Origin of the sequence: Micromonospora sp. WMMA1949 (genome assembly GCF_027460145.1) — a bacterium.
Lineage (GTDB): Bacteria > Actinomycetota > Actinomycetes > Mycobacteriales > Micromonosporaceae > Micromonospora.
Genome location: NZ_JAPZBG010000001.1, coordinates 5,403,932 through 5,427,382, shown reverse-complemented (window position 1 = coordinate 5,427,382; position 23,451 = coordinate 5,403,932). Strand labels below are relative to the sequence as shown.

Annotated in this window: 23 protein-coding genes; 15 read left to right on the top strand and 8 right to left on the bottom strand. The window is 74.8% G+C overall.

Annotated features, from left to right (window positions below; genetic code table 11):
* Positions 1–303: 303 nt before the first annotated feature.
* From O7607_RS25305 to O7607_RS25280, 6 genes are all read left to right on the top strand, one after another.
* A complete protein-coding gene (locus O7607_RS25305) occupies positions 304–1,143 on the top strand; it encodes an AfsR/SARP family transcriptional regulator (protein ID WP_269705705.1) in 840 nt (279 codons plus the stop codon).
* Positions 1,144–1,205: 62 nt separating this feature from the next.
* Positions 1,206–1,553 carry a TcmI family type II polyketide cyclase gene (locus O7607_RS25300; RefSeq protein ID WP_269705704.1) on the top strand — a complete coding sequence of 116 codons (348 nt, stop codon included), beginning with the start codon at positions 1,206–1,208 and terminating at the stop codon, positions 1,551–1,553.
* Positions 1,554–1,806: 253 nt separating this feature from the next.
* Positions 1,807–2,823, top strand: coding sequence for a helix-hairpin-helix domain-containing protein (locus O7607_RS25295; RefSeq protein ID WP_269705703.1), 1,017 nt, complete (start codon positions 1,807–1,809; stop codon positions 2,821–2,823).
* A gap of 216 nt (positions 2,824–3,039) precedes the next feature.
* Positions 3,040–4,242, top strand: coding sequence for a low temperature requirement protein A (locus O7607_RS25290; protein ID WP_269705702.1), 1,203 nt, complete (start codon positions 3,040–3,042; stop codon positions 4,240–4,242).
* 108 nt (positions 4,243–4,350) lie between these two features.
* A complete protein-coding gene (locus tag O7607_RS25285) occupies positions 4,351–4,557 on the top strand; it encodes a hypothetical protein (RefSeq protein WP_013286658.1) in 207 nt (68 codons plus the stop codon).
* Positions 4,558–4,732: 175 nt separating this feature from the next.
* The gene (locus O7607_RS25280; RefSeq protein ID WP_269705701.1) at positions 4,733–5,692 is read left to right on the top strand and encodes a TIGR03557 family F420-dependent LLM class oxidoreductase; all 960 of its coding nucleotides are present in this window, start codon (positions 4,733–4,735) and stop codon (positions 5,690–5,692) included.
* Positions 5,693–5,731: 39 nt separating this feature from the next.
* Here O7607_RS25280 and O7607_RS25275 read toward each other — a convergent pair whose 3' ends face one another.
* From O7607_RS25275 to O7607_RS25260, 4 genes are all read right to left on the bottom strand, one after another.
* Entirely contained in the window at positions 5,732–7,828 is a 2,097-nt protein-coding gene (locus O7607_RS25275; RefSeq protein ID WP_269705700.1) for an amino acid transporter, read from the bottom strand.
* 78 nt (positions 7,829–7,906) lie between these two features.
* Positions 7,907–8,329: a hypothetical protein gene (locus tag O7607_RS25270; RefSeq protein WP_269705699.1), complete on the bottom strand. Its 423-nt coding sequence runs from the start codon at positions 8,327–8,329 to the stop codon at positions 7,907–7,909.
* Between the two features lie 95 nt (positions 8,330–8,424).
* Entirely contained in the window at positions 8,425–9,195 is a 771-nt protein-coding gene (locus O7607_RS25265; protein ID WP_269705698.1) for a DUF5995 family protein, read from the bottom strand.
* 113 nt (positions 9,196–9,308) lie between these two features.
* Positions 9,309–12,248 (bottom strand): helix-turn-helix transcriptional regulator, encoded by a 2,940-nt coding sequence (locus O7607_RS25260; protein ID WP_269705697.1) that lies wholly within the window; start codon positions 12,246–12,248, stop codon positions 9,309–9,311.
* 267 nt (positions 12,249–12,515) lie between these two features.
* Between O7607_RS25260 and O7607_RS25255 the strand changes: the two genes are divergently transcribed.
* Positions 12,516–14,387: an adenylate/guanylate cyclase domain-containing protein gene (locus tag O7607_RS25255; protein ID WP_269705696.1), complete on the top strand. Its 1,872-nt coding sequence runs from the start codon at positions 12,516–12,518 to the stop codon at positions 14,385–14,387.
* 73 nt (positions 14,388–14,460) lie between these two features.
* On the opposite strand, the gene paaI is transcribed toward O7607_RS25255, so the two are convergent.
* Positions 14,461–14,868, bottom strand: coding sequence for a hydroxyphenylacetyl-CoA thioesterase PaaI (gene paaI / locus O7607_RS25250; RefSeq protein WP_091417677.1), 408 nt, complete (start codon positions 14,866–14,868; stop codon positions 14,461–14,463).
* Position 14,869: 1 nt separating this feature from the next.
* Positions 14,870–16,177 (bottom strand): phenylacetate--CoA ligase PaaK, encoded by a 1,308-nt coding sequence (paaK, locus tag O7607_RS25245; protein WP_269705695.1) that lies wholly within the window; start codon positions 16,175–16,177, stop codon positions 14,870–14,872.
* A gap of 228 nt (positions 16,178–16,405) precedes the next feature.
* On the opposite strand from paaK, the gene O7607_RS25240 reads away from it, so the two are divergent.
* Positions 16,406–16,888: a FluC/FEX family fluoride channel gene (locus O7607_RS25240; RefSeq protein ID WP_269705694.1), complete on the top strand. Its 483-nt coding sequence runs from the start codon at positions 16,406–16,408 to the stop codon at positions 16,886–16,888.
* A gap of 22 nt (positions 16,889–16,910) precedes the next feature.
* Positions 16,911–17,273: a fluoride efflux transporter FluC gene (locus O7607_RS25235; protein ID WP_269705693.1), complete on the top strand. Its 363-nt coding sequence runs from the start codon at positions 16,911–16,913 to the stop codon at positions 17,271–17,273.
* Between the two features lie 33 nt (positions 17,274–17,306).
* Here the strand turns inward: O7607_RS25235 and O7607_RS25230 are convergent, their stop codons facing one another.
* Both O7607_RS25230 and O7607_RS25225 read right to left on the bottom strand, forming a co-directional pair.
* Positions 17,307–17,639 (bottom strand): hypothetical protein, encoded by a 333-nt coding sequence (locus O7607_RS25230; protein WP_030499339.1) that lies wholly within the window; start codon positions 17,637–17,639, stop codon positions 17,307–17,309.
* Between the two features lie 88 nt (positions 17,640–17,727).
* On the bottom strand, positions 17,728–18,987 hold the full coding sequence (locus tag O7607_RS25225) for an MFS transporter (RefSeq protein ID WP_269705692.1): 1,260 nt from the start codon (positions 18,985–18,987) through the stop codon (positions 17,728–17,730).
* Between the two features lie 118 nt (positions 18,988–19,105).
* Between O7607_RS25225 and O7607_RS25220 the strand changes: the two genes are divergently transcribed.
* The 6 genes from O7607_RS25220 to O7607_RS25195 all read left to right on the top strand — a co-directional run bounded on the left by O7607_RS25220 (position 19,106) and on the right by O7607_RS25195 (position 23,441).
* Positions 19,106–20,095 carry a LacI family DNA-binding transcriptional regulator gene (locus tag O7607_RS25220; protein WP_269705691.1) on the top strand — a complete coding sequence of 330 codons (990 nt, stop codon included), beginning with the start codon at positions 19,106–19,108 and terminating at the stop codon, positions 20,093–20,095.
* A gap of 76 nt (positions 20,096–20,171) precedes the next feature.
* Complete coding sequence (locus O7607_RS25215) at positions 20,172–20,645, top strand: nitroreductase/quinone reductase family protein (RefSeq protein WP_269705690.1); 474 nt, start codon at positions 20,172–20,174, stop codon at positions 20,643–20,645.
* A gap of 179 nt (positions 20,646–20,824) precedes the next feature.
* Positions 20,825–21,652, top strand: a complete 828-nt coding sequence (locus tag O7607_RS25210; RefSeq protein WP_269705689.1) for an LppM family (lipo)protein — start codon at positions 20,825–20,827, stop codon at positions 21,650–21,652.
* 145 nt (positions 21,653–21,797) lie between these two features.
* Complete coding sequence (locus tag O7607_RS25205) at positions 21,798–22,142, top strand: hypothetical protein (RefSeq protein WP_194799225.1); 345 nt, start codon at positions 21,798–21,800, stop codon at positions 22,140–22,142.
* 13 nt (positions 22,143–22,155) lie between these two features.
* Positions 22,156–22,764 carry a glycine zipper family protein gene (locus O7607_RS25200; protein ID WP_269705688.1) on the top strand — a complete coding sequence of 203 codons (609 nt, stop codon included), beginning with the start codon at positions 22,156–22,158 and terminating at the stop codon, positions 22,762–22,764.
* Complete coding sequence (locus O7607_RS25195) at positions 22,761–23,441, top strand: carboxypeptidase-like regulatory domain-containing protein (protein WP_269705687.1); 681 nt, start codon at positions 22,761–22,763, stop codon at positions 23,439–23,441. The genes O7607_RS25200 and O7607_RS25195 overlap by 4 nt, the downstream gene beginning before the upstream one ends.
* Positions 23,442–23,451 lie beyond the last annotated feature (10 nt).

The window sequence follows — 23,451 nt, the reverse complement described above, 5'->3', positions numbered from 1 at the left end:
CCACAAACATGGTGACGCTGCGTTGACGCAAGCTGTGCGCGAGCTATGGGAAGATCGCCTTCCGCTCTCCGGGTGACGACACTTCTTCGCAGATCACAGGCGTATTACCGGTCCGCTGCGGACAGTCAGGTGACCGACGGATCGTTGACTGAGAGTAACAGGCGTTGATATTCTGCGTCTCGGTCAGCCCGGCCACGGTGGAGCTTCCGGCCGTGGCGGAGGCGTTCCGACACCGGCGTCGCGGGCGGCGGTCCGGGCAACGCGATACGTCGGGACGAGGGTTCCGGTGCTGGGGGGTGCGCCGTGTCGGGTGGATCGAGAATGCCGACGGCGGGCGAACCCGCCCCACGGGTGTCACTGCACCTGCTCGGCGGATTCCAGCTGCTGCACGACGACGCGCCGGTGGTCGTACCCCGGGGGTTGCAGCGCGTCATCGCCCTGATCGGCCTGCGGCCGGCCGCGACCCGCAGCCACCTCGCCGGGCTGCTGTGGCCCGAGACGCCGGAGGAGCGGGCGCTGTCGTCGCTGCGGACCGCCCTGTGGCGGCTGCGGCAGGACCCGTGCTGCCCGCTGCGCACCGACGGCGACACCGTCCGCCTCGGACCGACCGTCCGCCTCGACGTGGACGACCTGGTGGAGACCGCCGCGCTGGTCCGCGAGGGCGCCGTCCCGCGCGGCGCCGCCGGCGCCGGACGCCACGACCTGCTCCCCGGCTGGTACGACGACTGGGTGCTGCTGGAACGCGAACGGCTGCGCCAGCTGCGCCTGCACATGCTGGAGGAACTCGCCGGCAACCACCTCGCCGCCGGACGGCACGGCGAGGCGCTGGAGGCCGCGCTGGAGGCGATGGCCGCCGAGCCGCTGCGGGAGACCCCGCACCGACTGGTGGTCCGCATCCACCTGGCCGAGGGCAACGCGTTCGAGGCGGTCCACTCCTTCTACGTCTACCGGGACCTGCTCCTGCGCGAGCTGCGCCTGGAACCGTCCCCGGCGATGACCGCGCTGCTCGACGACACCCTCGCGCCGATCCGCCGGGCCAGCCGCCCGGAGCCGCCGCCGCGCCGCACCGACCGGACCGCCAAGCCGGCGCCGCGCGCCCCCGCCGCGCCGCCACCACCATCAATGCCCCGGGGTACGCGGTGACGGCCAGGTGACAGCGCGACCGGCACCGTGAACCCAGCACCGCCGCGGCGAGAGGGGTCACGATGAGTCGACTGTTGGTGGTCAGCCGGATCGTGCCGGGCGCGCAGGGACGGGTGGCGCAGATCTTCGCCGAGGCCGACGCGACCGAACTCCCCCACCTCACCGGCGTGCGGCACCGGTCGCTGTACTACCTGCACGACCTGTGCGTCCATCTGATGGAGACCGTCGACGTCGACCCCGGGCTGACCGCGGAACTGCGCGACCACCCGCTCTACGAACAGGTGAACAAGCGGCTCTCCGCGCACACCTCGCCGTACCTGCCGACCTGGAACTCCCCCCGCGACGCCGTGGCCGGCTGCTTCTACAGCTGGGACGCCTCCGACACCCCTGCGCCCGACCGGATCCACTGACCGGCCACGGGCGACGGACGGGACGCCCCGGAACCACGCACGGCACCGGGTTCCGGGGCGTCTCCCCGCCCTCCGACGCCGTTCGACGCGGCCGTACGGCACACGCTCGGTCATGCTCCGGCCACCGGCCGACACCGCCGGTCCCACCGTCGTGGCCCGGCCCCGGCCTGCCTGTCGTGCGCCGCGCGCGTGTGCGAAGCTGCCCCGAGTCTTTCGGCACCGTCGTGCACGTACATATAGAAGGAGGTTGGCCATGCCGTCGAGCTTCGGGCAGTGGCTTTTCGTGATACTGGCCCTGCTCATCGGATTCGGCGCCGGTTGGTTCCTGGTCGGCCGCCGCCGGTCCGGCACCCCGGCGACGCCCACGGTGGAGACCACCCCCGCGGTGACCGCCACCGTCGACGAGCCGCGCCCGGTCGCCGTGGTCGACGAGCCCCCGGCGGCCGCCACGCTGGCCGAGCAGCCCGCGCCCACCGAGTCCGCGACCGCCGAACCGGCCGTCGCCACCGCCGCCCGCACCGCCGACGAGCCAGCCGAGTCCTCCCCCGCCGCCGCCGAGGCCGTCGCCGCCGAGCCCGCCGTGTCCGAGCCGGTCGCCGCCGAGTCGGTCGTGTCCGAGCCGGTCGTGTCCGAGCCCGTCGCCACCGAGCCGGTCACCGCCGAGCCCGTCGTGTCCGAGCCCGTCGCCGCCGAGCCGGTGTCGCCCTCGGCCGAGCCCGAGCCCGAGCCCGAGCCCGAGCAGGTTGCCGCGCCCGTGGCCGACGCCGAGCCGGCTCCGGCCACCGCCGACGCCCACCCGGTGACGGTTCCGGCCACCGCCGACGCCGAGCCGGTGGCGGCTCCGGCCACCCTCGCCGAGGACGAGCCCGTCACGGAGAAGCAGCCCGCGGTCGGCGCGGCCGTCGACGCGCCGGCCACCGAGGCCGCGCCGGTCGAGGCCACCGAGCCGGTCGAGGCCGCCGAGCCGGTCGCCGTGCCCGCGCCGCGTACCTCGGTCGAGAACGGCGCCCCGGCCGCGGCGGACAGCGACGCGCCGGACGACTTCCGGCGGATCCAGGGCATCGGGCCGAAGCTGGCCGCCGCCCTGCAGGACGCCGGGATCCGCACCTACCGGCAGCTCGCCGAGCTGGACGAGGCCGCGCTGCGGCAGACCGTGAAGGCCGCCGGCCTGCGCTCCGCGCCGGGTCTGGCCACCTGGCCGCAGCAGGCGAAGGTGCTGGCGGGTATCGGCGCGGATGCCGACCGGGTGCTCCCGGCCGGCGCCGAGTAGACGGTCCTGCGCGTTCCGGGCCGGTGGTGACGATGGTCGCCACCGGCCCGGCGCGTTCCGCCATCCGCCAGCACGCCGGACTGGCCACATCACCACCCCATCACCCCCACCCGGAGCGGTATGCCGGAAAACGGACCGGGCGGGGACGGGCGTCGCTACGGTCGGTGAGGGGCCGCGACGGCCCGCCGCGCGTACCGCCACCCGCAGGAGCGTCTCGTGCCCACCGCAGCGCCGGAGCCCGCAGGCCGGCGACCGCCGGTCCGCGACCCGGAGGCGCCGCGCCGGGTGACGCTGCTCGAACTCTTCTTCGACCTGGTGTACGTGGTCGCGCTCGCGTTGATCTCGCGCAACCTGGTCGGGTCGGTGACCTGGGAACGGGCCGCCGAGTCCCTGGTCATGCTGATGGCGATCTGGTGGACCTGGGCGATCACCACGCTGGTCACCGACATCTACGACCCGCAGCGTACCGAGATCAAGCTGCTGATCGTGGCGGTGATGTTCGGCGCCCTGCTGATGACCACCGCCATCCCGGAGGCGTTCGGCGCCCGAGGGCTGGTGTTCGGCGGCACGTACGTGGCGATCCATCTCGGACGCGGCCTGTTCCTCATGCCCGCCGTCCGGCGGCACCCGCAGAGCAACCGCCGGGCACTGCGTATCTTCGTCTGGTTCGCCGTGTCGGCGGTGCCCTGGCTGGTCGGCGCGCTGGCCGCGCACGGCACCGCCCGCCTGTGGTTCTGGGCCGCCGCCCTGGCCATCGACTACCTGGGGTTCCGTCTGGCGTACCCGGTGCCCGGTCTGGGCGCGGTGCCGGAGGCCCAGCGCAACGTGACCGCCGAGCACCTGTCCGAGCGGTACCAGCAGTTCTTCATCATCGCGCTGGGCGACGCCGTGCTGGTCGCCGGCACCGTGTTCAGCCTGCACCACTCCGAGGCGGAGAACCTGGTCGCGTTCGCCACCGCGTTCGCCACCACGCTGTTGCTCTGGCGCATCTACGTACACAAGTCCGGTGAGCTGCTGCCGCACGCCATCGCCCGGGCCGCCCAGCCGAGCCGGTTTCTCAACACCGCGCCGTACACCCATCTGCTGATGGTGGCCGGGGTGGTGACCACCGCGGCGGGGTTCGACCTGGTCCTGCTGGAGCCGACCGGCCACACGCCGCCGGCCTGGCTGGCGGTGATCCTCGGCGGGCCGGCGCTGTTCCTGGCCGGGCGGGCCGCCTTCGAGTACGAGGTGTTCAGCCGGGTCTCGCCGTCGCGGCCGGGCGGGGTGCTGGCGCTGCTGTCGATCGCGCCGGCCGGGTTGTTCCTCGCGCCGGTCTACGCCTCGGCCGGGGCGATGCTGGTCCTGGCCGGAGTGGCGTTCGCCGACTACCGCCGCAGCCGGGGCCGCCCGCCGGAGGAGCCGATGCCGCCGCACTGAGGTAATCGGAATCGGCCGTGCCGGCACCTGCGCGCCGTTTGGCGGATCACCCGGACGGGGTACAAGGCCTCCACCTCGAATCCACCACAACCCCAGTGGAGGCAACTGATGCGCGGCACCTCGATAGTCGGCGTCCTGGTCGTCATCTGGCTCATCATCGGCGCCATCGCCGCCGGTCAGCGCGGCTACTACGGCAACGACGAAACCAACTGTGCGGAGGCGGGCACGATCCTGGTCACCATCGTGGCCGGCCCGCTGAACTACATCGGCGCCAACCCGAAGGTGGACTGCAAGCTCCCCGAGCCGTCGAAGTAGGCCGCCGCTCCCGTACTCCCCTCCCGGCCCGCGCCCGCCCGTCGAGCGCGGGCCGTTTCGTGTCCGCCGGGTCACCACCCCTACGGCATCCTAGGAGGCTGGGTCCGGCCGGGTTTGCGGGCGGAACGGGTGGGAACGGCAGCGGTTCGCCGACGACGGGAACGGAGAACCGGGCATGCGGATCGGCTACAAGCTCGCCTCGGAGGCGTTCGGGCCCCAGGAACTCATCCGGCAGGCGGTCCGGGCCGAGGAGGCCGGCTTCGACTTCGTCGAGATGAGCGACCACTACCATCCCTGGCTGGAGGTGCAGGGGCACTCCTGCTTCACCTGGAGCGCGCTCGGCGCCATCGCCGCGCGTACCACCCGCATCGGCCTCGCCACCGGGGTCACCTGCCCCTCGGTCCGCTACCACCCGGCGATCGTCGCGCAGGCCGCCGCCACCATGGCGCTGATCTCCGACGGGCGGTTCACGCTCGGGGTGGGCGCCGGCGAGCGGCTCAACGAACACGTCGTCGGGCAGGGATTCCCGAGCGTCCGGGGGCGGCACGAGCGGCTGCGCGAGGCGCTGGAGATCATCCGGCTGCTCTGGCAGGGCGGATACCGCTCGTACGACGGCCGGCACCTGCAGCTGGAGGACGCCCGGATCTGGGACCTGCCCGACCAGCCGCCGGTCCTCGCCGTGGCCGCCAGCGGCCGGGAGTCGGCAGGTCTCGCGGCCGAGCTGGGCACCGGACTGTTCGCCACCGAGCCGAAGGCGTCGATCGTCGACCAGTACCGCAACGCCGGCGGCCAGGGCCCCCGCTACGCCGAGGTGCCGATGGCCTGGGCCGCCGACGAGGAGTCGGCGGTACGCGCGGCGAAGGAGACCAGCCGCTGGGCGGTCACCGGCTGGAAGGTGATGAGCGAGCTGCCCAACCCGGTGAACTTCGACGCCGCCACCTCCTGGGTCGAGGACCACCACATCCGGCGGCAGTTCTCCGTGGGCCCGGACGCGACGCCGCACGTGGAGAAGGCGCGGACGTACGTCGAGGCCGGCTTCGACCACATCGTGTTCCAGAACGCCGGCCCGGACCCGGACGGCTTCCTGGACTTCTGCGCCCGCGACCTGCTCGCCCGGGTACGCGCGCTCGGCTAGCCCACCGCGCCTCGGCCGGTCCCGTGTCCCGGCCGTTCCTCACCCGCCGACGTGGATGCCGGGACGGCGGGTCGGGTCCGGCTCGGACTTGCGGATGATCTCCCGCACCACTGGCGGGGTGTCGCCCCGGCCGAGGATGAGGTAGCGCAGCAGGTGCGCGATCGGGTTCCCCTCCGACCACTCGAAGTGGCAGTGCGGGCGCACGCCCGTGGCGTCGCGCAGCGCCAGCAGGATCGCGGCTATCGCGTTCGGCGCGGCCGGGCTGCTGGCGCGCAGGATCCGGAAGCCACCGGACTCCACCCCGTGCACCCGCAGCACCTGGCTGAACTGGGACGGGTCGCTCACGTCGATCTCCAGGAACAGCACGTCGGCGGCGCCCGGCACCGGGTTCATCGACCGTTGCGCCCGCTCCTTGACCCGGTACTCCTTGACCGACCCGCGCTGCCGCTTGTTGGCGATCAGGTGCAGCCGCCCGTCCCGGGCGACGGACTCGTCGACGAAGCGTCGGGCCGGCTCGTCGAACTCGATCCGCTCGGCGCGCAGCTCGGTGGTCCGGGTGACCCGGGAGATCAGCGACACCGCGATGATCCCGGCGATGAAGAACCCGGAGATGGTGATCCCGTCGGGCTTGGCCACCACGTTCTCCACCAGCGCGTACAGCAGCACGGCGGTGAGCAGCGCGAAGCCGGCCGCGGCGGCGCGGCTGCGGGCGCGCAACGCCGCGATGGTCACCGCTATCGCGCCGGAGACCATCATCGCGAGGATGCCCGTGGCGTACGCGCCGGCCTGGGCGTTCACGTCGGCGCCGAACGCGATCGTGATGGCGATGCTGATCGCGGTGTAGACGAGCACCACCGGGCGCACCGCCCGCCCCCACTCCGGCGCCATGCCGTACGAGGGCAGATAACGGGGCACGATGTTGATCAGCCCGGCCATCGCCGACGCGCCGGCGAACCAGAGGATGAGCACGCTGCTGATGTCGTAGACGGTGCCGAACCCCTCCCCGAGGTGCTCGTGGGCGAGGAAGGCGAGCGCCCGGCCGTTGGCCGGCCCGCCGGGGTCGAACGCCTCCGGCGGGATCAGCACGGTGGTGACGAACGTGGTGGCGATCAGGTAGACCGACATGATCAGCGCGGCCGTGGTGAGCAGCCGCCGGGTGTTGCGGATCCGGGCGTCCAGCCGCCGCTGCGCGTCGTCGCCCTCGCCGCGCACCAGCGGCATCATGCTCACCCCGGTCTCGAAACCGGACAGGCCGAGCACCAGCAGCGGGAACGCGAGCACGCTCGTGACCACGATGTCGCCGGGCCCGCCGGCGTCGGCCAGCCGCCCGGTCCAGTCGTCGAGCAGACCCGGGTCGGCGGCGACCTCGGCCACGCCGGCGACCACCACCACCGCGTTCAGCGCCAGGAACACCGCCACGAGCGGGATGGCGACCTGCACGGCCTCGCTGAACCCGAGCAGGAACACGCCGCCGAGCACGAGCAGCAGTGCCACGGTGACCAGCACCGCCGCCGTCTGCCCGTGCGGGAACGACGCGGGCAGGACCGGGTTCTCCAGCAGGTGCACGCTGGCGTCGGCGGCGGAGAGCGTGATCGTGATGATCCACGAGGTGGCGACGAAGCCGAGCAGCACCAGCACGAAGACCTTGCCCCGCCAGAACGGCAGCAGCCGTTCCAGCATGGCCACCGAGCCCTGCCCGTGCGGGCTCTCCCGGGCCACCCGGCGGTACATCGGCAGCATCCCGAGCAGCGTCAGCGCCACGATCAGCAGCGTGGCCAGCGGGCTGAGCGCGCCGGCCGCCACGGCGGCGATGCCGGGCAGGTAGGACAGCGTGGAGAAGTAGTCGACGCCGGTCAGGCACATCACCTGCCACCACGGGTGGGACCGGGTCTGGTGCTCGCGGACCTCCGGGCCGACCGGCTCGACCCGGTGCGCGAACAGCCACCGGTGCAGCCGGCCCGCCGGCGCGGCCGGCCGTGCCGGGGCCGCCACCCGTTCCGGCAGTTCCGGCGCCGTACGGCCGGACCGTTCGGCGTGGTCGCCGTGCCGCCCGGCGCGGGCCGCCGCGGCCGCGTGCGCCTCCCGGCGCCGCTCCCGCGCACGCCTGGGCTGCTCCGCGTCCCCCGCCTGCCCCATCTGCTCCCCTTCGTCCCCCTGGCAAAGACGGTAGGGCTTGTCCCGGGCGCGGCTCGGCCGAACCGGTCAAAGATCCGGTCAGCGGGCCAGCGCGCGCACCGCCGCCGGGTCGGCCACGGTGACGGTCACCGCCGGGTGCCGCAGCCAAGGGCCGGGCACCAGCGCCGCAACCGGCTCGGCGAAGCGCAGGCAGACGCCGCCGGCCACGCTCGCGCCGAAGGTCACCCCGCCGTCGGCCGCCGACAGGTGCGGGCCGATCGCCCGCCACCAGCGGTACGGTCCGCTCAGCTCCGCCCCGGTGACGTTGTCCGGCGTGGTGCGCAGCAGCCAGGGACCGAACCGGACGACGAGCGCGTCCGGTCCCCAGTCCAGCCAGGCCGTGGCGGGCCGGACCCCGAGCAGGGCCAGCGGCAGCCGGAACGCCGGGTCGAAGCGGAACGGGAAGCGGCGGACCGGGCCCGGCGGGAGCGCCCCGGGGCCGGCTGGTTCGTCTCGCGGCACGGCGGCGAGGTACCCGGTGCGGCGGGCTCGACACCCCGGGGGGCGTTCCCGCGTCCCGCGCCCGGACGGCGGGACGCGGGAACCCCCCGTCCCGGCTACTGCAGGAACGCCCCGAGGGGCGACAGCAGCAGCCGGCCGAGCAGCGCGGCGTTGTCGTCCAGCCGCGTCCGCTCACACTCGCGGGCGTCCGGGTCGTGCCGGCAGCGCCAGATCTTCTGCGCGTTGCGCCAGGCCACGTTCCGGGTGTACCCCACCAGTTCGCCCTGGTACCAGTCGTCGATGTCGCCGTTCACCATGTCGATCATGAGTTGCCAGTTGTCCAGGTAGCCACGGCGCAGCTCCGGGATCCGCTCGGCGAAGATCTTGTTGATCTCCAGGTAGTCGCGGTGCTGGTCGCTGCCGTCGATCGGCTCGGACTCCAGGCTGTCGAACGTGGTCACCAGCGCGAACGGCAGGTCGTAGTTGATGTGCGCGTTGACGCCCGCGGCGGCGGACGGCAGCGGCCGGGCGTCCGGGCCGCGCATGCGCTTGAACAGGCACGACCACGCCTTCGGGGTGCTCGGGCTGGAGTCGGTCCAGAACCGCAGCGCCTCGAAGTAGCGGGCCGCGAACTCCACGTCCAGCCGGGCCAGGAAGGCCGGGTCGCAGAACCGGTCGTCGTACAGGCCGTCGAGCACGGTGCTGGTGATGATCAGGTAGAGCTTGTTGAAGTCGGCGAGCGGGCAGCTCTCCTCCAGCGGCGGCAGCCGGACCAGCAGGTCCTGCAGCTTGGTCAGATGGTCCACGACCGCCGGCACGTCGGCGGGATGGTCGGCGAGAAGGCCGACGATGTCCTGGTGCACAGGACCCCAGACCGGTTCGGTCATCTCTCCTCCATCAGCCGGCCGGCGCCCCCACGACGCCACCCCTGTTCCGCGGGACAGCCTGCCAGTCACCGTCCACACAGGGATCCGTCGAACGACGTATTGCCGACGTACGCCTATTCCGCGCCGTTGCGCAGGAAGATGGCGCTGGCCTGCACCCGCGTGCGGACCTGGAGCTTGTCGAAGATGTGCGAGACGTGGACGCCGATGGTCCGCTCGCTGATGAACAGCCGCTGGCCGATCTCCCGGTTGGTCAGCCCTTCGGCGACCGCGGCGAGCACCTCCCGCTCCCGCGCGGTGAGCGTCGCCAGCTCGTCCACCGCCGGTCCGGCGGGCGCCGCCGCCCGCTGCCGGGGCACCGGCGCGGCCTCCGGCGCGGCGTCCACAGTCACCCGGGCCCGCGCGGCGATGGTACGGATCTCCGCGGTCAGCGGCACCGCGCCGAGCGACTGGGCCATCTCGTGCGCCCGGCGCAGCAGCTTGCCGGCGGTGGCCACCCGGCTGCGGCGGCCCAGCAGCGCCTCGGCCTGCCGCAACCGCGAGTACGCGGCCGGGTAGGGGTGGTTGCGCCGGTCCCACTCGGCGGCGGAACGCTCCCACAGCGCGGGGTCGCCGCGGCCGTCCTCGAGCCGGCTCAGCTCGGCCTCGCAGAGCGCCAGGAACCCCTCGGCCACGTAGCGCACCGGGGCGCCCGCCTTGGCGCTCTTGCCGGTCACCCGGTCGACCACCTCGCGCAGTCGGCGTACCGCGTTCGGGTCGACCTCGATCGTGCGGCTGGCCGTCGCCTCGGCCTCCGCGCGCAGCCCGTGCCAGGCCAGCGTGGCCAGCACGATCACGTCGTCGGAGCGGCTCTCGGTCAGGCCCCGCTGCACCGCCTGCCGGGCCAGGTCGTGCCGGCCCTGCCACATGGCCAGGCCGGCGCGCAGGATGAGCATCGGCAGCACGTGCCGGGCGCCGCCACCGGCCAGCACCGTCGCCACCGCCTCCAGGTCGCGGTCGGACGCCTCGACGTCGCCGTACCCGACGGACAGCCGGCACCGGGCCAGTAGCAGCTCGACCGCGTCGGCCCCGGACGGGCGGTGCCGCAGCGCGGCGGCGACGACCTTCTCCGCCTCGGCCCACTGCCCCACCCGGAACAGTCCGTTCGTCGCCACCGCCAGCAGCCGGGTCTCCCAGGTGCGGCCGAGCCCCAGCTCGGCGACCCGGTCGGCACCCCGGCGGGCCACCACCACCCCCTCCTCGAGGATGTTCAGCGGCCCGGTGAGCAGCTCGGCCAGGTGCAGGTACGCGCAGGCCACGTCCTCCGGGCGCCCGGCCCGCTCGGCGGTGTCCAGCGCCTGGCGCATCACCGCCAGCCCGGCGGCCGGATCCTCCAGGAACGCCTCGCTGAACCCGAGCGCGGCGCTGGCCATCACCACCTCGGAGGTGGTGCCGGGAACGTCGGCGGCGAGCGCGAGGGCCTCCCGGGCCTGGTCGCCGGCCTCGGCGTAGCGGCCCAGGTGCAGCAGCAGCTCGGCCAGCCGGGCCGCGGCGGTGCACCGCTCCTGCGGCGTGCAGTCGGGCGAGTCCAGCACCCGCCGGTACTCCTGCTCCGCGGGTGCCGACCGGCCGGCCGCGGCCAGGTAGCGGGCCCGGCGGATGCGCAACCCGCAGACCGGCGGGCCGGACGGGTCGTCGGCCAGTTCCTCGAGCAGCGTGAGGGCGCGGGCGTGCTCGCCGCTGTGGTGCGCGGCCTCGGCGGCGTGACTGAGCAGCTCGGCCCGGTCCACGTCCACCGGCTCCGGCAGTCCCCCGTCGGGCAGGACGGCGGCCGGCTCGGTGGCCAGGGTCAGCGCGGCGGACCAGTGGCGGTGCGCCTCGGCGTACCCGTGCAGTCGCTCCGCCTCGCGGGCCGCGGCCATCGCGGCGGGCAGCGCCCGGGCCGGTTCGCCGGCCTGCCGCCAGTGGTGCGCGAGCCGGGCCTGGTGCAGTTCGGCCGGTACGGCGGTGAGCGCCTCGGCGTAGCGGCGGTGCAGCGCGGCCCGTTCGGCGGGCAGCAGTTCGTGGGCCAGGACCTCGGCGACCAGCCGGTGCCGCAGCCGGTAGCCGTCGTCGGCGCCGACCAGCAGGCGGTGCGCGACCGCCTCGCGGACCGCGTCGAGCAGCTCCTCCTCGGGCAGCCGCACCACCTGGGCCAGCAGCCAGTGCTCGACCGGTTCGACGCCCGCCGCCACCGCGTGCACCACCGCGTGCGCCGGCTGGGGCAGCGCGTCGACCCGGTCGAGGAACACCTCGCGCAGCGTGTCGGAGAGGCCGTCGCGGCCGTCGCGCCGGTCCCGGGCCAGTTCCTCCACCACGAACGGGTTGCCGCCGCTGCGCTGCCAGACCTGGTCGGCGGCCTCCGGCGGCAACGGCGCGCCGACCACCGCGGCCGCCAGCTCGTCGGTGGCGGACCGGTCCAGCGGCAGCAGGTCGATCACCCGTACCGAACGCAGCCGGCGCAGCTCGGTGAGCACCCGGCGCAGCGGGTGCGCGCCGCGCAGCGACTCGGCCCGGATCGCGGCCAGCACGGAGAGCTGGAGGTCGCCCAGCCCGGCGAGGAGGTAGAGCAGGAGCTGTCGGGTGCTGCGGTCGACCCACTGCAGATCGTCGAGGACGAGCACCAGCGGACGCCCGCCGGCCACCAGGTGCAGGCCCTGGGCGACCCGCTCCAGCAGCGCCCCGGCGCCGTCCGGGCCGGGGGTCTCCTCGTCGAAGACCTGCAGGACCCCGCGGACGGCCGATGTGGTGCGCGCGTCGGCCTGCTCGGCGTCGAGCCGGCGCAGCGCCTGCCGGACCGGGTGCAACGGCGAGGCGTCTCCGATGTCGAGGCAGGTGCCGGTGAGCACCAGCGCGCCGCCGCGTCGCAACTGCTCGCCGGCCTCGGTCAGCAGGCGGGTCTTGCCCACTCCGCTCTCTCCGGTGAGGAACACCGCGCCGGTCTGCCCGGGCCGCAGGTCGTCGTAGAGCGCCGACCGCAGCGTCGCCATGGTGGCGGACCGGCCGACGAGCGGTGCGGTGTCCACGTCGCTGGCCATGGGACGCAGCCTAGTCACAGGTCCCCGCACCGTTCTACGGCCTTCGGGCCGGACTCGTACTCCTCGCGTCGACTACACGACTAATGGTTGCGGGTGCCCGACATACGTCGTCCTACAGATCCCCCGAGAACCCGGTGGTGGAAGTCTGCTGAGGTCGTCGGGCACCACAACAGGGAAAGGGTGGGTGCGATGTTGATCACCACGCCCGTGGGGAGTCGGAAAGCCGTCATCGCGGCGTGCCGGCCGGTGCCCGAGGAACGACGTGTCGTGACCGTCCTCTTCGTCGACATCGTCGGCTCGACCCGTCTGGTGGAGCGGCTCGACCCGGAAGACGTACGGGCGCTGCAGCGCGCCTACTTCGGCACCGTCGCCTCCGTGCTGCGCCGCTGGCGGGGCGTGGTGGAGAAGTACGTCGGCGACGCCGTGATGGCATTGTTCGGCGCGTCCGGTTCGGACGGTCTGGACGCGTACCGGGCGGTGCGGGCCGGGCTGGACATCCAGGCCGCGCTGGCGCGGCGGCGGCCGGCCGGTGTCCGGCTGCGCGTGCGGGTGGGCGTGGCGACCGGCGAGGTGCTGCTGGACCTGGCCGGGGTCCGGGACGGCGGCCACGGCGCGGCCAGCGGCGCGGTCATCACCACGGCGGCCCGCCTCCAGGAGCACGCGCCGCCGGGCGGGGTCGTCGTCTGCCCGGTCACCCGGGGCGCGGTGGCCGGCCTGGTCGAGCAGCGTCCACTCGCCACGCTGACGCTCGCCGGCAAGGCGCTTCCGCTGGACGTGTGGCGGGTCACGGGGGCGGCCGGGAGCAGGCCGGCCCGGCATCGTACGCCGCTCGTCGGCCGTCGCCGCGAGGTGGCGAGCGCCGCCGACGAGGTGAGCCGGGCCCTGCGGGAGCGGCGTCCCCGGTGGATCTCCCTGGTCGGTCCGCCGGGCAGCGGCCGCAGCCGGCTGCTGCACGAGGTGACCCGCGCCGTGTCGAGCGTGGACGGTGTGCCGGTGCGCGTGCGGGTGACTGCCTGCCCGCCGTACCCGTGCGGGGAACTGGCGCCGCTGGCCGGCCTGGTCCGGCACCGGCCGGGCGGTCCGGCCGCGGACGGTCCGGGCGGCGGTGCGCTCGCCGCGTTCCTCGCCGCGCCGGACGACGACACGGTGGCGGCCCGCGCCGTGGTCGCCTGCCGGGAAGCGCTGCTCGGCCTGGCCGCCGACGCGCCGCTGGTGGTCGCGGTGGACGACCTGGACCGGGCCGCCCCGGCGTTGCGCCGCTTCCTGCACCAGCTCCACGTGGCGGCGGACCAGCGGGGACTGCCGCTGGCGGTGGTCACCACGTGCGGCGCCGGCTCGGCCGACCCGCTGCCCGCCCCGGCGCGGCGGATCCCGCTGGAGCCGCTGGATGCGTCGGACAGCGGGCGGCTGCTGCGGCACCTGCTCGACCGGGCCGGGCGGCCCGCCGCGCTCGCCGGCCGGCTGGTCGCGCTGGTCGGCGGCAATCCGGCCGTCGCGACCGCGTACGCGTCGGCCGATCCGGCCGGCGAGCCCGGTGGCGTGCCGGCGTTCGCGCGCCGCCTGGTGGACGCCCGGCTGGACCGGCTCGACGGTACGCACCGGGCGGCGCTGCTGGCCGGGGCCGCCCGGGGCGGCCCGGTCGTGGCCGCCGCGGTGGAGGCGATGCTCGGCTGGCCCGCCGGCCGGGCCGAGCCGGTGCTGCGGGCGCTGGCCGCGGCGGGGCTGGTACACCCGCTCGCCGCCGGCGCCTGGACGGTCGACGCGCTGGTGGCCCGGGTGGCCGCGCTGCGGCTGTCGCGTGCGGTACGCGCCGACTTCGCCCGCCGCCTGCGTACCGCGAAGGACACCGCTGCCGGCCGCGTGCCGGGAGCGGGAACCGGCGTCCCGGTCCGGGACGCCGACGAGCGGGACGTGTGCCCGCTCGGGGCGGGACGGTCGCGCCGGTCGGGTGGAGGGGCCCGACCGGCGCCCGTCCCGCCGGACCGGCTCGATCGCTCCGACCCGCTGCGGGTGGTGCCCGGACGGCCGGGGCAGCCGGTGCGGGCCGGACCGGGCGCCACGCGGTGGCCCGGACGGCCCGGGCGGGTGGGCCGGCGAAGAACCGAGCCCGGCGGGCGCACGCTCGGGCTGGCCGCATGAGCGTGACGTCCGGGTCGGAGCGGGCACGGGGCCACTCCGGCCGGGACGTCACCCGGCGGCCGGGCCGGGCGGGTCAGTCGCGGGCGATGGTGCGGCTGCGTCCCCGGAACTCGGCCACCACCTCGTCGCCGCGCCGCACCGTCACGTCGTAGATGCCGCTGCGGCCGTGCCGGACCCGCTCGGTGGCGTACGCCTCCAGCAGGTCGCCCTCGCGCACCGGGCGCAGGAAGCTGATCTCGCCGCCGGCCGCCACCGTCGCCGGGCCGTGGCTGTTGCAGGCCAGCGCGAAGGCGGTGTCGGCGAGCAGGAACACGAAGCCGCCGTGCCCGATCGCGTGCCCGTTGAGCATCGCCGGGGTGACCCGCATCCGGGCCACCGCCGCGCCGTCGCCGGCCGAGACGAGCTCGATGCCGAGACCCTTGGACGCCACGTCGGCGTCGAACATGTCGTGCGCCGCGGTACGGCCGCCGTCACCGGCCATCTCAGGACTCCCGCCGCTGGTCGACGATGCGGCGCATCTTGCCCATCGAACGCTCCACCCCGTCCGGTTCGATCACCCGTACCGCCACCGACACCCCGATCGTGTTCTTCACCTGCTCGACGAGGGCGGCGCCGGCCCGCTCGGCCTCGTCGGCGGCGGCGCCCGCGCGCCGCTCCACGTGCACGGTGAGCGTGTCGAGCCGGCCCCGCCGGTCGAGCACGCACTGGAAGTGCGGCGACAACGCCGGGGTACGCAGGATCAGCTCCTCGATCTGGGTCGGGAAGACGTTCACCCCGCGGACGATCATCATGTCGTCGGTCCGCCCGGTGATCTTCTCGATGCGCCGCATCGGGCGGGCGGTGCCGGGCAGCAGCCGGGTCAGGTCGCGGGTGCGGTAGCGGACGACCGGCATGGCCTCCTTGGTCAGCGAGGTCAGCACCAGCTCACCCCGCTGTCCGTCGGGCAGCACCTCTCCGGTGACCGGGTCGATGATCTCCGGGTAGAAGTGGTCCTCCCACAGGTGCAGGCCGTCCTTGGTCTCCACGCACTCGACCGCCACACCCGGGCCCATCACCTCGGACAGGCCGTAGATGTCGAGCGCGTGCATGTCCAGGCGCTGCTCCAGCTCACGGCGCATGTCCTCGGTCCACGGCTCGGCACCGAAGATCCCCACCCGCAGCGAGGTGGCGCGCGGGTCGATCCCCTGGCGTTCCATCTCGTCGACGATGGCGAGCATGTAGCTCGGGGTCACCATGACGACCTCCGGCTCGAGGTCGCGGATCAGCGTGACCTGACGCTCGGTCATGCCGCCGGAGACCGGCACGACGGTGCAGCCCAGCTCCTCGGCGCCGTAGTGCGCGCCGAGGCCGCCGGTGAACAGCCCGTAGCCGTACGCGACGTGCACCCGGTCGCCGCGGCGGCCCCCGGCGGCCCGGATCGAGCGGGCCATGAGCTTCGCCCAGGTGTCCAGGTCGGCGCGGGTATAGCCGACCACCGTGGGACGCCCGGTGGTGCCGGAGGAGGCGTGCAGCCGGGCGATCCGCTCGCGCGGCACCGCGAACATGCCGAACGGGTAGTTCTCCCGCAGCTCCGCCTTCGTGGTGAACGGGAAGCGGGCCAGGTCGGCCAGGTCACGCAGGTCGTCGGGGTGCGCGCCGAGGGCGTCGAACGCGCGCCGGTAGTGGGGCACGTTGTCGTACGCGTGCCGCAGCGAGTGCCGCAGCCGGTCCCGTTGCAGCGCGCGCAGCTCGTCGACGCCGATCCGCTCGACGGGATCCAGCTCCTCCGGACGGGGCGTGCGCTCCTCCACGGTGACCTCCTGGTACGAGGGACCCCGGACGCCGCCGCCCCGGGGCGATCCCGCCCACCGTACGCCCGCCCCCACCCTCCCCGGCCGCCCCCACCCCCTCCCCCGCGATCTTGCACTTGCCGCCCCTCGGGTGTCCGGTTCGCGCCCTTCGCCGGGGCCGAAACCGCAAGATCGCCGGGAGCGGGGCGGGGGCGGGGCGGGAGGGCGGGGTTATGCTCGCGGGTGCTGGTGGGAGGTGTCGTGTCGGATCCCCGGGTCGATCCTGACGTCGACCTGCGCGTACCGGCGGACCGGACGGAACTGTCCGCGCACCCGGCGGCGGTGCTCGGCGTGATCGCTGCCGGAGGCGTGCTCGGCGCGCTCGCGCGGGCGGGTGCCCAGGCCGCCCTGCCGCACCAGCCCGGCGACTTTCCCTGGGCCACGTTCGCCGTCAACGTCACCGGATGCCTGCTCATCGGCGTGCTGATGGCGGTGCTCGCCGCCCGGCCGGTCCACCCGCTGACCCGGCCGTTCCTCGGGGTCGGCGTGCTCGGCGGGTTCACCACCTTCTCCGCGTACGCGGTCGACGCGCAGCGGCTGCTGACCGACGGCGCGCCCGGAACGGCGGGCGTCTACCTGGCCGCCACGGTGCTCGGCGCGCTGGCGGCGGTCGCCGCCGGGGACACGGTGACCGCACGGCTGCTGGCCGCCCGGCACGGGCGGACCTCGTGACCGCCGGGACGGTGGCGGCCCGATGACCGTCCTGCTCGTCGCGATCGGCGCCGCGATCGGCGCCCCACTGCGCTACCTGACCGACCGGGCGGTGCAGGCCCGGCACCGCTCGCCGTTCCCGTGGGGCACGCTGACCGTCAACGTGGCCGGGTCGCTGCTGCTCGGCGGCCTGCTCGCGGCACCCGTCGACCCGGGCGTGACGGCGCTGGCCGGCACCGGCTTCTGCGGCGCGCTGACCACCTGGTCCACGCTCAGCTACGAGACGCTGCGCCTGGCCCGTGCGGGCGGGCGCCGCCTCGCGTACGCGAATGTGGCGCTCAGTGTGGCCGCGGGCCTGGGCGCGGCGTTCCTCGGCTACGCGCTGGTCGCCGCGCTGACCGGCTGACCGCTCCGGCCAGCCGGTCGGCGTGGCGGACCGTCAGCGGGCCCGGCGCTCCGGGTGGGCCCGGTTCCACGCCCGCATCCGCTCCGGGTAGCCGGTGCGGGCCGCCTCGTACAGCGGCACCGCGTGCTTCTGGGCGATCTTGCCGGCGGCACGGGGCGAACCGGTACGGCGGCGGATCCACTCGCCGTCGTGCGCGATGGCGACCACCGTCGTGTCGGTGGCGGTGGTCTCCGGTTCCAGGTAGAACTCGACCCCGCGCCGGCTGGTGACGAACGCCTCCAGCTGCGCCAGGTCCTCCTTGGTCGCCTCGCGGTCGAGCTTCGTGGGCGTCGTCGGGTCGGCGGCCCGGCGGCTGAACCAGCCCATGCCCGCCTCCTCTCCTCGGCGTTCGCTCCAGTGCAGCACGCCCGCCTGGCAGGCGGCTGGGAGCACGGTGGGAGTCGGCTGGAGCGGCTCAGCCGACCTTCGCCGCCGGGGTGCCGGCCTGCGCGTCCGGGGCTGCGGGGCGTTCCCGCAGCACCGGCACCAGCGCGAGCGTGGGCAGCAGGAGCAGCGGCACCACGACGAGCGCGGACAGCACGCCGAAGTGGTCGCCGAGGAAGCCGAGCAGCGGCGGGCCGGCCAGGAAGGCGGTGTAGCCGATCACGGCGACCACGCTCACCCGGGCCGGGGCCTTGTCCTCGTCGTCGGCGACGGCGCTCATCCCGACCGGGAAGCCGAGCGAGGCGCCGAGTCCCCACAGCGCGACGCCGGCCACCGCGAGGGGGCCGTTCCCGGCCAGCACGGCGAGCGCGGCGCCGGCCGACGCCATCGCGATGGTGGTGAACAGCACCGGCACCCGGCCCCACCTGTCGATGGCGACGGTGCCGACGGTGCGGCCGATCGTCATGCCCACCACGAACACGCCGAACACGGCGGCGCCGACGGCCTCGTCGACCCCGTACCCGTCGACGAACGCCACCGCGAGCCAGTCGTTGGCGCTGCCCTCGGTGAACGCCATGACCAGCACGAGCAGCCCGATCAGCAGCGTGCGGGGCTCGCGCCAGGCGGCCAGCAGCGCCTGGCGCCGGGCCGCCGGCTCCCCGGCCCCGGCCGCCTCGGCGGTGGCCGCGAGGAACGCCCGGGCGCCGACCAGCGTGCCGGCCAGGATCAGCACGGACAGGACCGGCAGGTGTACGCCGACGGGTACGCCGAAGTGCGCGGCGCCGGCGCCGAGCCCGGCCCCGGCCACCGAGCCGAGACTCCAGGCGGCGTGGAACCGGGGCAGGATGGTGTAGCCGAGGCGCTTCTCCACGGCCGCGCCCTCGACGTTCATCGCCACGTCGCACAGGCCGGAGCCGAAGCCGAACGCGGCGAGGCCGAGCCCCACCCCGGCGACCGAGCCGGCCAGGCTGGCGGACAGACCCGCCACGGTCAGGCCGAGCGAGACCAGCACCACCGACACGGCCACCGTGCGCGCCGGCCCGAGCCGCTGGGTGACCAGGCCGGCGGTCGGCATCGCCAGCAGCGAGCCCGCCGAGGCGCAGAGCAGCAGCAGGCCGAGCCCACCCGGGTTGAGGTCGAGCGCGTCCTGGGCCGCCGGGACCCGGGAGAACCAGCTCGCCACCGCGAGCCCGTTGAGGGCGAAGACGACGGCGACGCCGTTGCGGGCGCTGCGCACCGCCCGGGGCGCCGGTGGCCGCTTCCCGGCCGGTGCGTCGATGGTGCTGCTCACGGTGCTGTGGTCCCTTCCCCCGTCTGGTTCCCGACGACAATCGCACACCTGAGAGCGCTTCCACCACAAGCGCTGTTATGGCATCGCCCATCCGGGCGGGAGCAGGCATGATGCGGACATGGGTACGCCGACCGCACGCCCCGCCACCCTCGACGACGTGGCCCGCGACGCCGGGGTCTCCCGGGCCACCGCCTCCCGGGTCCTCGGCAGCTACGGCTTCACCTCGGCGCAGGCTCGCGCGCGGGTGCACGCCGCCGCCGACCGCCTCGGCTACGTGCCGGACCTCGCGGCCCGCTCGCTGGTGCGCGGAGCAGGCGTACGCCTGGTGGTGGCCGTGGTGGGCCGCGACGACACGGTCCTGGACGACCCGTACGTGCACCGGGTGGTGAGCGCGGCGTCGCGGGTGTGCGCGCCGCACGGCATCGGCGTGGCGCTGGAGTGGCTGCCACTGGCCGACCCGTCCGGGCTGGCCCGGCTCGGCGCGGACCGGGGCGTCTGCGGCGTGATCCTGGTCAACACGACCCAGGCCGCGCTGGACGCGGTGCCGCCGAGGCTGCGCGGCCCGATCGTCTCGATCGGTCAGGGCTCGCCGGCGGTGCCGTCGTTCGACGTCGACAACGCCGGCGGCGCCGGCGAGGTGCTGCGTCACCTGTACGCCACCGGCCGCCGCCGCATCGTCATGGTCACCGGGCCGCGCTGGCTGAGCTGCGCCGAGCGCTCGGTGACCACGTACCGGGAGCTGATGCGGGAGGCGGGGGCGCCGGAGCGGCTGGTCACCGGCGACTTCACCGCGGCGCGGGGCGGCCGGGCGGCGCTGGAGGCACTGCGCCGGTGGCGGGACGCCGACGCGGTCTACGCGGCCAGCGACGCCACCGCCTTCGGCGTGATCGCGGCGCTGCGCGGGCGCGGCATCCGCGTACCGCACGACGTGGCGGTGGCCGGGTTCGACGACCTGCCGTACGCGGCGATCAGCAGCCCGCCGCTGACCACGGCGACCCACCCGGTCGACCGGATCGCCGCCGCCGCGGCCACTGCCGTGCTGACGCGTGAGCCGGTCGCCCCGAGCACCCCGTTCCCGTCGACGCTCGTCACCCGCGACAGCGCCTGAGCCGGTACGGGCCGGTCGGCCCTGGCCGCCGTGGCGCGCCCGCCCGTCAATGGATACGGGAGAAGGAGGGATCCCGATGGGCGGAGCCATGACGTGGATGTACCGGGGCGGCCGGCCGAACCGGCTGGCCCGGATGATGAACGCGCTGGCGGCGTGGCAGTACGGCGCCGGTCTCGCCCCGGCGCACTGGATGACCATGGAGGTGCCCGGCCGCCGTACCGGGCGGACCGTCTCGGTGCCGATCGTGGTGGCCGATCACGACGGCGAGCGGTACGTCGTGTCCATGCTGGGCGAGCGGGCCAACTGGGTGGCGAACGTGCGCGCCGCGGGCGGCCGGGTGGTGCTGCGCCGTCGCCGCCGGGAGCCGGTCCGGCTGGTCGAGGTGCCGGTGGCGCAGCGGCCGCCGATCCTGCGCCGGCACCTCGCGCTCGCCCCGGGTGCGCGCCCGCACGTACCGGTGGACCGGCACGCCCCGCTGGCCGAGTTCGCCCGGGTCGCCGCCGGCATCCCGGTCTTCCGGATCGTCGCGGCGGATTCCCCGGAGCGGTGACGCCGGCTCACGCTCCGGCGAGGAAGGCCGTCGACATCTGCGTCGCGACAATCCTTCAGAATATCGATCGCTCGCGTTTTCGAGGTCGTCCGAACGGGAGAGGGAGCCGGTAAGATCGGCGACAGAACGGCGACCGATCACGGACTGCCCGACGACCGGCACCGGCTCACACTGAGCGCATGAATACGAGACTCCGCCGCAGCCGCGCATTCGGCCTCGCGGTGTGTCTCGCCCTCGTGGCGATCATGAGCGGCTGCATGCAGCTCAACCTCGGGCTGACCGTGAACGACGACGACACGGTCTCCGGCCAGCTCCTGCTCACCGCACCGAAGTCCGTGCTCAAGCAGCGGAACCCGGATCCGGCGGTGGCGTTCGCCGAACTGCGGCCGAACATTCCCTCACTTCCGCCCGGAGCGGAGACCCGGTACGAGGACGCCACCTCGTACGGCATTCAGATCACGTACCGGAAAACGCCACTGGCACAATTCACGAGCGAAAGTGTGAATCTTGTCCGGGACGAGGATCTCATTCGCTTCTCGCTCCCGCTGGACCCGCAGAAATACGGCGGCAAGTTCGGGCAGCAGGATCCGCGCCAGCAACAGGCGTTCATGACCTTGATGGCGTTCGAGATCTCGGTGACGTTCCCCGGCCGGGTGCTCGACACCAACGGCACGGTCACCGGACGCTCGGTCAGCTGGAAGGTGATCGCCAACCAGCCCAAGCCGGCCGAGTTGCGCGCCGTCGCCCAGGCGCCCCCGCCGCCCGCCACCAGCCCGGCCGCCGTGGTGACCGGGAACGGTTCCTTCCCCTGGCTGCCGGTCGCCGCCGCCGTGGTCGTCCTGCTGCTGGTCGCCGGCGTGGTGCTCGTCCTGCTGCTGCGGCGACGGCGCTCCCGTGGCGTCCCCGATCCGGCGGCCGCCCCCACCGCGACGGCGGCCACCGGCCCGGCCCCGGCCGGCACCGGCGCCCCGCCCGCACCCGCACCACCCGCCGGTCCACCGGCCTGAGCCGGGCCGGACCCACCGACCACCGACGGCGCCCGCGCCGGCGGCCCACGAGCACACCGGGCGGAACCTGGAGTCAGTGATCCGGACGCCGCCGCACCATCCCACCCCGACCGCACCACCGCACCGTGACAAGAGGGGGATCGCCGTGAACGATCTCTTCACCTGGGCCGCCCTGGGCAGCCTCACCGGCGCCAGCGCCGCCACCCTGCTCGCCACGAACGTCATCGGCGGGCTGATCGGCCCGAGCGGCGACAAGGCGCGCAAGTGGATCGCGCTGGGCTTCGCGCTCCTGCTGTCCTACCTCACCGCCGCGTTCGCCACCGACGCCGGCCCGGAGAAGTGGATCATCGCGTTCTTCAACGGTCTGGTGATCTTCTCCGCCGCGCTCGGCATCAACCAGCTCCCCCCTGGCAACCGGCAGCCGACGCAGGCGTCGCCGAGCCAGCTCGCCCAGGGCCGCGAGCCCCGCTACGTCCGCTCCTGGGTCTGAGAGAGGTGACCCCATGATCTTCGGCATCCTCAGCGCCGCCGTCCAGGTCGTCTTCGGCGCCGTACTCGGGCAACTCGCCGCCGGCACCGTCGGGCTGCTGGTCGGCGCGGTCGTCGGACTGCTCCTCGGCGCGCCCTTCGGCTGGGCGTCCGCCTCCGCCGGGACGTACGGCGCCGACCCGAAGGGGATCTTCCTCTTCGTCGTCGACCACACCTGGAGCCTGCTCAACACGTTCGCCGGGGCGCTCTTCCTGGCCCTGCACCTGGTCTTCGGCCACCAGCTCGACCGGATCGTCTCGGCCGGCAGCGGCCGGGTCAACGTGATCGAAGGCGTCTCCCCCCGGTACGCCACCACCATCGGCACCGTCTGCGCCGGGTCCAGCCCGGGCATCCAGCGGCACGAGGACGTGCACGTGTTCCAGGCCCGGCTGCTCGGCCCGTTCTACCTGCCGCTGGTGGCGCTCAACTACGTGCTGTTCACCATCGCTCCGGTGTGGCTGCTCTGGCACGACCACACCAACGCGCCGATCAACCGGTTCACCCGCTACTTCGAGATCGGCGTCTACCCGCACGTGTGGAACGAGGCCATCGCGTACCGCATCCAGGGGACGCCACCGCGATGACCGGCGCGATCGAGGCGGCCGTCGCGGACGTCGCGAGCTGGCTGGCCGGGGCCGCGGGTGAGCCCGTACCGGTCGGTCCGCCGCGCGACGATCCCGACGGCGGTCTCACCCTCTGGCCGCTGGAGCTGCGACCGGCCCGGCAGACCGCCACCGGCGGCGCGACGCGCGAGCCGTACCGGTTCGTGGTTCGCCTGCTGGTCGCGGGCGGCGGGCCGGCGGCGCTGCCCGCGCTGGACCGGGTGCTCGCCGCCGCCACCGCGGCGGGCCGGCCGGAGCTGGTGCTGGCCGCCGGCGACCCGGCGCTGTGGCGGGCGCTGGGCGTGGCGCCCCGGCCCGCGCTGCTGCTCGACGCGCCGGCCCGGGTGGAACGGCCGGTCCCGGTCGCTCCACCGGTACGCCGGCCGCTGCGACTGCGGCAGCTCGGCATGCGCACGCTCGACGGCCGGGTGGTCGGCCCGCAGGACCAGCCGCTCGCCGCCGTCCGGGTGGAGCTGGTGGGCACCGCCCAGGCCACCGAGACCGACGCCGCCGGCCGGTTCCGGCTGGCCGGCGTGCCGCACGACCCCGACGCGCCGGACGCCCCGGTGCGGATCCGGCTGGTCGGCGCGGGACGCGTCCACACCGCCGAACTCGATCCGGACGGCGACCACCTGATCGTCGTCCGCGCGCCCGACTGACGTCCGAGGA

Bases quoted from the DNA above. Each gene is read 5' to 3' on its own strand.
- O7607_RS25235 (WP_269705693.1), top strand. From the start codon at position 16,911: ATGACCGTCCTGCTCGTCGCGATCGGCGCCGCGATCGGCGCCCCACTG.
- O7607_RS25210 (WP_269705689.1), top strand. From the start codon at position 20,825: ATGAATACGAGACTCCGCCGCAGCCGCGCATTCGGCCTCGCGGTGTGT.
- paaI (WP_091417677.1), bottom strand. From the start codon at position 14,868: ATGGCCGGTGACGGCGGCCGTACCGCGGCGCACGACATGTTCGACGCC.
- O7607_RS25200 (WP_269705688.1), top strand. From the start codon at position 22,156: ATGATCTTCGGCATCCTCAGCGCCGCCGTCCAGGTCGTCTTCGGCGCC.
- O7607_RS25215 (WP_269705690.1), top strand. From the start codon at position 20,172: ATGGGCGGAGCCATGACGTGGATGTACCGGGGCGGCCGGCCGAACCGG.
- O7607_RS25230 (WP_030499339.1), bottom strand. From the start codon at position 17,639: ATGGGCTGGTTCAGCCGCCGGGCCGCCGACCCGACGACGCCCACGAAG.
- O7607_RS25220 (WP_269705691.1), top strand. From the start codon at position 19,106: ATGGGTACGCCGACCGCACGCCCCGCCACCCTCGACGACGTGGCCCGC.
- O7607_RS25275 (WP_269705700.1), bottom strand. From the start codon at position 7,828: ATGGGGCAGGCGGGGGACGCGGAGCAGCCCAGGCGTGCGCGGGAGCGG.
- O7607_RS25265 (WP_269705698.1), bottom strand. From the start codon at position 9,195: ATGACCGAACCGGTCTGGGGTCCTGTGCACCAGGACATCGTCGGCCTT.
- O7607_RS25195 (WP_269705687.1), top strand. From the start codon at position 22,761: ATGACCGGCGCGATCGAGGCGGCCGTCGCGGACGTCGCGAGCTGGCTG.
- O7607_RS25300 (WP_269705704.1), top strand. From the start codon at position 1,206: ATGAGTCGACTGTTGGTGGTCAGCCGGATCGTGCCGGGCGCGCAGGGA.
- O7607_RS25280 (WP_269705701.1), top strand. From the start codon at position 4,733: ATGCGGATCGGCTACAAGCTCGCCTCGGAGGCGTTCGGGCCCCAGGAA.
- O7607_RS25295 (WP_269705703.1), top strand. From the start codon at position 1,807: ATGCCGTCGAGCTTCGGGCAGTGGCTTTTCGTGATACTGGCCCTGCTC.
- O7607_RS25285 (WP_013286658.1), top strand. From the start codon at position 4,351: ATGCGCGGCACCTCGATAGTCGGCGTCCTGGTCGTCATCTGGCTCATC.
- O7607_RS25260 (WP_269705697.1), bottom strand. From the start codon at position 12,248: ATGGCCAGCGACGTGGACACCGCACCGCTCGTCGGCCGGTCCGCCACC.